The organism is Actinomyces sp. ICM39 (assembly GCF_000282935.1).
Lineage (GTDB): Bacteria > Actinomycetota > Actinomycetes > Actinomycetales > Actinomycetaceae > Pauljensenia > Pauljensenia odontolytica_B.
Map to the genome: position 1 here is coordinate 1 of NZ_ALCB01000089.1, position 5,816 is coordinate 5,816.

3 protein-coding genes are annotated in these 5,816 nt (G+C 62.3%); all 3 read left to right on the top strand.

Annotated elements, in window-relative coordinates:
* The first annotated feature begins 554 nt into the window (after nt 1–554).
* The 3 genes from HMPREF1137_RS10265 to HMPREF1137_RS05670 all read left to right on the top strand — a co-directional run bounded on the left by HMPREF1137_RS10265 (nt 555) and on the right by HMPREF1137_RS05670 (nt 5,778).
* Nucleotides 555–716, top strand: a complete 162-nt coding sequence (locus tag HMPREF1137_RS10265; protein WP_155835406.1) for a hypothetical protein — start codon at nt 555–557, stop codon at nt 714–716.
* A 328-nt stretch (nt 717–1,044) separates the two neighbouring features.
* Nucleotides 1,045–4,080, top strand: a complete 3,036-nt coding sequence (locus tag HMPREF1137_RS05665; protein ID WP_007589864.1) for a prealbumin-like fold domain-containing protein — start codon at nt 1,045–1,047, stop codon at nt 4,078–4,080.
* 81 nt (nt 4,081–4,161) lie between these two features.
* Nucleotides 4,162–5,778: a SpaH/EbpB family LPXTG-anchored major pilin gene (locus tag HMPREF1137_RS05670; RefSeq protein WP_007589865.1), complete on the top strand. Its 1,617-nt coding sequence runs from the start codon at nt 4,162–4,164 to the stop codon at nt 5,776–5,778.
* Nucleotides 5,779–5,816: the final 38 nt, after the last annotated feature.

Below are 5,816 nucleotides of genomic sequence, written 5' to 3' on the forward strand. Positions count from 1 at the left end.
GGCGGCGCCTGTGGTTCTGGTGTGAGTGGCCAGGCCCCGCGGCGGGCTCCAATCGGGCGTGCGTGTGTGCTTGCTATGGCCCTGCCGCCGCATTCCGCGTGGGGGTATGCGGAGAGTGTGGGCGCATCCGGATAGGTTGCCGCTATCCGGATAGGTTATGCGCATCCGGATAGGTTATTAAGCTATCCGGATCTTCGTTACCTATCCGGATCTTTGTTACCTATCCGGATGTTTGTTACCTATCCGAATGTGTTGCAGCCTGGGCGCGGTGACCTCCGTGCGGGGTGGCCACTGGCCCTGCTAGCGGCCTCAGGTGCTGCAGTTTCGCATGCAATTCCCCCTGACTAGCTTGCTTGTTCGTATCACTTTGTGTTGCTGAGTCACTCCTGTTTGGGAATTGCATGCGACTTTGGGGTGGGGAGGGAGTGCGGGTGCGGAGGGAGGGGCGTGTCGGGGAAGTGTCTGGGGTGTGGATGTGGATGTGGGTTTGGCTGGGGGTGCGGAGGGAGGGGAGCGGCTGTGGCTGTGGCTGGGGGAGTGTCTGGGGAGCGCCTGTGAGTATCTGGGGTGCAGATGGGTCTGAAGTCCTATTTTTTTCGCAGGCGGGACTGAAGTCCTATGTTCTCGCAGGTGGGAAGAAGTTTGAGTGGAAATGGGTGACAGGACAATGGGTTTTCCTTGCATTGCTTGACGCTTTTGGGGTGACGCCGGTCTGAAAATAGGATTGACGGTTGATTGTTGGGGATCTGTCAAGCGCTGCAAAGTTCCACATTTTGATTTGTTGCCAGCCGTTAAAAAAGATGAAAATAGCCGAAAAAGCATGTTTTCATAGATTGAAACCAGTAGGTCAACCGTTGATATCCTGCGGAAATATCACTTGACTGTTTTTCTGTAAGGTAGACCACTAGCAAAGCTGCAGAAAATGGGTTGCATTTTTCGGTAACCGCGTCGTACGCTGAGTGTCATCAAGGTTGTGGAAAAACCTCTCGGGACATCCCCCCGAGTACGACACAGCGAAGCAACAGTCTTCAAGGAGATTGATTAATGGCAACGAGTCGAGCGCGCGCAGGCCACGCGCGGACCAAGCGAGCAGGAGTTGCGTCCCGCGCCCTGGCCGCCCTGGCCGTCGTGGCTACTGCGGCCAGCACGCTGGTCGTCTCCCAGGTCGCCGCCCCCCAGGCCGCCCAGGCTGCCCAGGAGCCCGGTGCAACGAAGATTGACGTCGGCGAAGTCTCTGCCTGGATGGGTAAAGGTATTACCAATGGCTCTGAGACGGATGAGACGACTGACTACAACAACTTCATTCGTTACGGCATCGTCAAGGGCATGACGGAGGAGCGTATTCGCACGGGCAACACTCCCGTCACGACCAGTCTTGGTGGTCCATACGCTAAGGCGAACGATGCGTGGACCTACATCGCCCGAGGCATGCCGTGGAAGTGGGATGATCAGTCTGTCGACTATGGTGATCCCCCCGCTAGTAAGGCGTGGATGCAGGCCCACTATGACAAGTGGAAGAATGCGGGCGATAAGGCTATCTGGGTGAACGGCCAGTCCGCCATCGGCTTCAAGCCGAACAACCCCGGCGCGGTCGACCCCGGCCAGGTGTTCCTGCTTGGTGCGATCCGCCACAACAACCTGCCGATCGGTGGTACGGCTCAGATCCAGCCGTACCTGCACTCCTCACTGAACCTTCAGATGACCGGCCTGATCCCCGGTGATCCCGGTGAGTCGTTCCCGTTTGTTAACAATGAGACGTTCAATACTCTGTCTTCGACGATCATGTATCGCAAGGGCGGCGCCTACGTCAAGCACCCCGGTATTGCTGGAACCGGAACCTGCCGTACGGACATCGGAATTAACGGTAAGGATGCAACGGAACGAGCGCTTCCTGAATCTGGTGTTCAGTACCTGCGCGACGCCGTTATGGACCAGGGGCGCTACTACGGCACGCCCAAGTGGGTGACCGACCCCGCAACCGGCGAGCGAGTCTTCATTGGTACGGCCTACGAGCCTGACCCGGTCAATGCGGCTGACCGCTCGCAGGGCTACGTCAACAAGCCCGAGTCTCGCTCCGGACGCTACTACTGCGTCAAGTACGTGGGTGAGGGTAACGGTGAGTACGACCTCTACAGCCAGTACTACAACAAGGGTGCCGAGCAGCCCTACAACCAGATCACTACGAAGAGGGCCCTGCCCATCGAGTGGCCCGGTGCCAAGGGTAACGTCAACGAAAACCCCTACGTGTGGGATACCGTCAAGCTGAAGAAGACGACCTCGGATCGTACCTTCACGAAGAATGGCCGCACCTACCGACTTCAGCTGTGGGGCTTCACCCCTGCGACGAATGCGACCAACTTCCTGACCCCGGATAACTTCAACTCCATCCCGACGGCCAACTGCCCGGCAACGCCTCCGGCGGACGCCAAGCGTACCGACACCTTCATCACGCAGGAGCTCTCGGTTAACTACGGCTGCCTCTACGGCGTCATCACCGAGGAGCGCTCCGTGCGCATCGCGAAGGCCGTCGAGGACCCCGCGGGCGCCAACCCGACGATCCCTGCCGCCAACTTCTTGGTGGAGACCGGCGCGACCTGGCACGATAACACCGACCGCACCCCGGCGACCACCGGCACCGTGACCGTCACGAAGCCCACGGCTTCCTCCGCTCCCGCCAAGACCTCGTACATCTCCGCAGCCGACCCGGCCGCGACGCTGACCCCCACCGCCTTCGGTGAGGCCCAGGCGAAGTACGACTCGGTGTTCATCCCCTTCGAGGTCGGTAACTCCGACTTCACCATCACGGAGAAGGACATCAACACCGGCGGCGAGGACAAGTGGAGCCTCAAGGACATCAAGTGTGTCAACGGTATCGGTGAAGACGTCGCCGTGACCAAGACCGAGCGCGGCGTCAACTTCAAGAACGTCGGAGGTGCCGCCTCCAACGAGGCAGCCCCCATCACCTGTACGTTCGTGAACGAATACCAGGCTCCCAAGCTGCGCGTCCAGAAGTCCATCGAGGCGAACGGCGGCGCGAACGGTGCCACGAGCTTCAACGTGGACTACAAGATCGTCGCCACCAACGACGGCTCGCTGGCCGCCAACACTGGCAAGCTCACCGACAAGCCCGACTTCGCCAAGGGCCTGGAGATCCAGTCTGCGAAGATCGCTGAAACGAAGGCCGGCCTGGACTCCGCGTCCAACGCGACCGCTACCGGCGGCGTCTACACGCTGACCGACGGCGTCGAGCTGGCCCCGGGGGCCACCAAGGAATACTGGATCCGCTTCGCGGTCGTCCGTAACCCTGCAGCCGCCGGCTACAACGAGGCCGACCTGGCCTGCTCCATCAACGGGAACAACGAGCTGGCTCCCGGCAAGGGCCTCTTCAACGAGGTCCTGGCTGAGAACGGCAAGGACTCCGACGGCACGAGCAACAACAAGGCCTGTGGCCCGACCGTTCCCCACGACTTCGTGGTGGTGAAGGCTGGCACGCAGAACACCGGCTCCACCTTCGCAGATGCCTCGAACCAGTACATCGGTCCGAATAACGCGGCCATGTACCCCCTGAAGGGCGCCGAGTTCGCGATCTACAAGTCCAACCCCAACACGGATGCGAACGCCACCGTGGTCAAGACCCTGACCCAGGCGACCGCCACGGACGGCTACTACTGGTCCGTCAACGACCTGAACCTCGACACCATGTACTGGCTCGTTGAGACCAAGGCACCCGCGGGACACTCGCTCCTGCCCAAGCCCATCGCGTTCACGCTGACCGCCGCCCGCGGCAACAGCTCCGGAACGAACGTGGAACTTGCGGACGACCTCACGGACTCCGCCAAGTGGGCCAAGAGCGCCGTCCAGTCGTTCTCCTCCGAGGCCTCCTCCCTCGCCGGCCCCCAGGGCTTCCTGGTCGCCGGAACCCGCAAGGCCACCATCGTTGTCAAGGACACCGAAGTTGGCGAGCTGCCCAAGGCCGGCAGCACCGGAATCTACCCCTACATCGGCGCCGCAGCTGTGCTGATGACCGGGGCGATGGTGATGACCGTGGTCACCACCAAGAGGCGCAAGGCAATCGCCTGAGCCACCCATGAGGTCCCGTGACCACGAGACCCACCATCAGAAAAAACTCCCGAAATCACACACACAGGAGAAAGAAAACCCATGAGCACCACGAAGACCCGCCGCAGCCTGAGCCTGCTCGCAGCCTTCGCCGTCGCCGCCGGCGCGCTGGCCCTGCCCGCCGCCACCTCCGCGACCCAGGCTGCCCCCGCCTTCGGCCTCGCTGCCACTGTTGAGCGCGCCCCCTCGCTGGTCGACCTCGACACCTCCAAGACCGGCTCCATCACCATCCACAAGTACGTGAAGGACGCCAACAACGGCACCATGGCCGGTAACGGCCTTGAGGACACCTCCGATCACGGCACCCCCCTCGACGGCGCCAAGTTCAAGATTCAGCGCCTGACCACCGTCGACCTCACCACGCAGGCCGGCTGGGAGAAGCTCGCTGGCTACAACGGCAACGTTGACACCGCGAAGGCTGACGGCGTTGAAGATGCCGGCGAGAAGACCACCGCCGGCGGCGGCCTGGCCACCTTCGATGGCCTCAAGCTCGGCGCCTACGTCGTGACCGAGACCGAGACCCCCGCCGGCTACGTCGGCGCGAAGCCCTTCATCATCACGGTGCCCATGACGCACCCGACCGAGCTGAACAAGTGGGTCTACAACGTCCACGCCTACCCGAAGAACTCCAAGGCTGGCATCGAGAAGACCGTCGCCGACGCGAACACCCCCGCCATCGGCTCCGCGATCTCCTACACCATCAAGTCGGACATCCCCGCCGCTGAGGCCCTCGACTTCTACGACGTCGTCGACCAGTACGACAAGCGCGTGGAGCTGCCCGAGGCCAAGATCGCCCTGAAGATCATCGACGGCAAGACCGGCGAGGTCGCCCTGGCCAAGGACACCGACTACAAGCTGATCGCCGCTGACGGCACCGACGGCAAGACCAAGTTCTGGACCGCCGAGTTCACCGAGGCCGGCCGCAAGAAGCTGGTCGAGAACCGCAAGGACGACAACACCAAGGTCCAGATGGACCTGGCCGGCACCGTCAAGGACAAGGTGGAGAACGACGGCCTGTTCAAGAACAAGGCCACCCTGCTCCCCAACGCTCCCTCCAACGGCTGGAAGCCCAACTCCGGTACCGTTCCCCCGCCGGACTACCCGAACTCTGAGGTTGTCTCCAAGTTCGGCAAGGTGAAGATCACGAAGGTCTCCTCCGTGGAGGACACCAAGAAGCTCGAAGGCGCTGAGTTCGAGGTCTACAAGTGCACGCCCACGACCAAGCCCACCGAGAACTTCCAGTCCGTTGACGCGTCCCTCGACACCAAGCTCGCGCCCGCTGGCAAGGAAACCTACGCGACCGACGCCAACGGTGAGGTCACCATCGACGGCCTGCGCAACAACGACTGGGAGAACAACGCTGCTGTCGCCGAGGCTGACCGCGGCTGGTACTGCCTCGTCGAGACCAAGGCCCCCGAGGGCTTCGAGCTCCAGACCCGCCCGATCGCCTTCCAGGTCCTCGAGTCCAACTCCACCGCTGACAACGAGTACACCCTCAAGACCACGGTGAAGGACGTCCCGAAGCGCGGCGGCTTCAACCTGCCGCTGACCGGTGCTGCCGGTGTTGGCGTCCTGATCGGCGCTGGCGCCCTCCTCGTGGGCGGCTCCGGTGCGATCGCGCTGGCCAACAAGCGCCGCAAGGAGCAGGCCGACGCCTGAGCCTAGCTAGCTAGCGACACACAGGGGGGTGTGGACCC

Coding starts and splice junctions, on each gene's coding strand:
- HMPREF1137_RS05665 (WP_007589864.1), top strand. CDS start 1,045: ATGGCAACGAGTCGAGCGCGCGCAGGCCACGCGCGGACCAAGCGAGCA.
- HMPREF1137_RS05670 (WP_007589865.1), top strand. CDS start 4,162: ATGAGCACCACGAAGACCCGCCGCAGCCTGAGCCTGCTCGCAGCCTTC.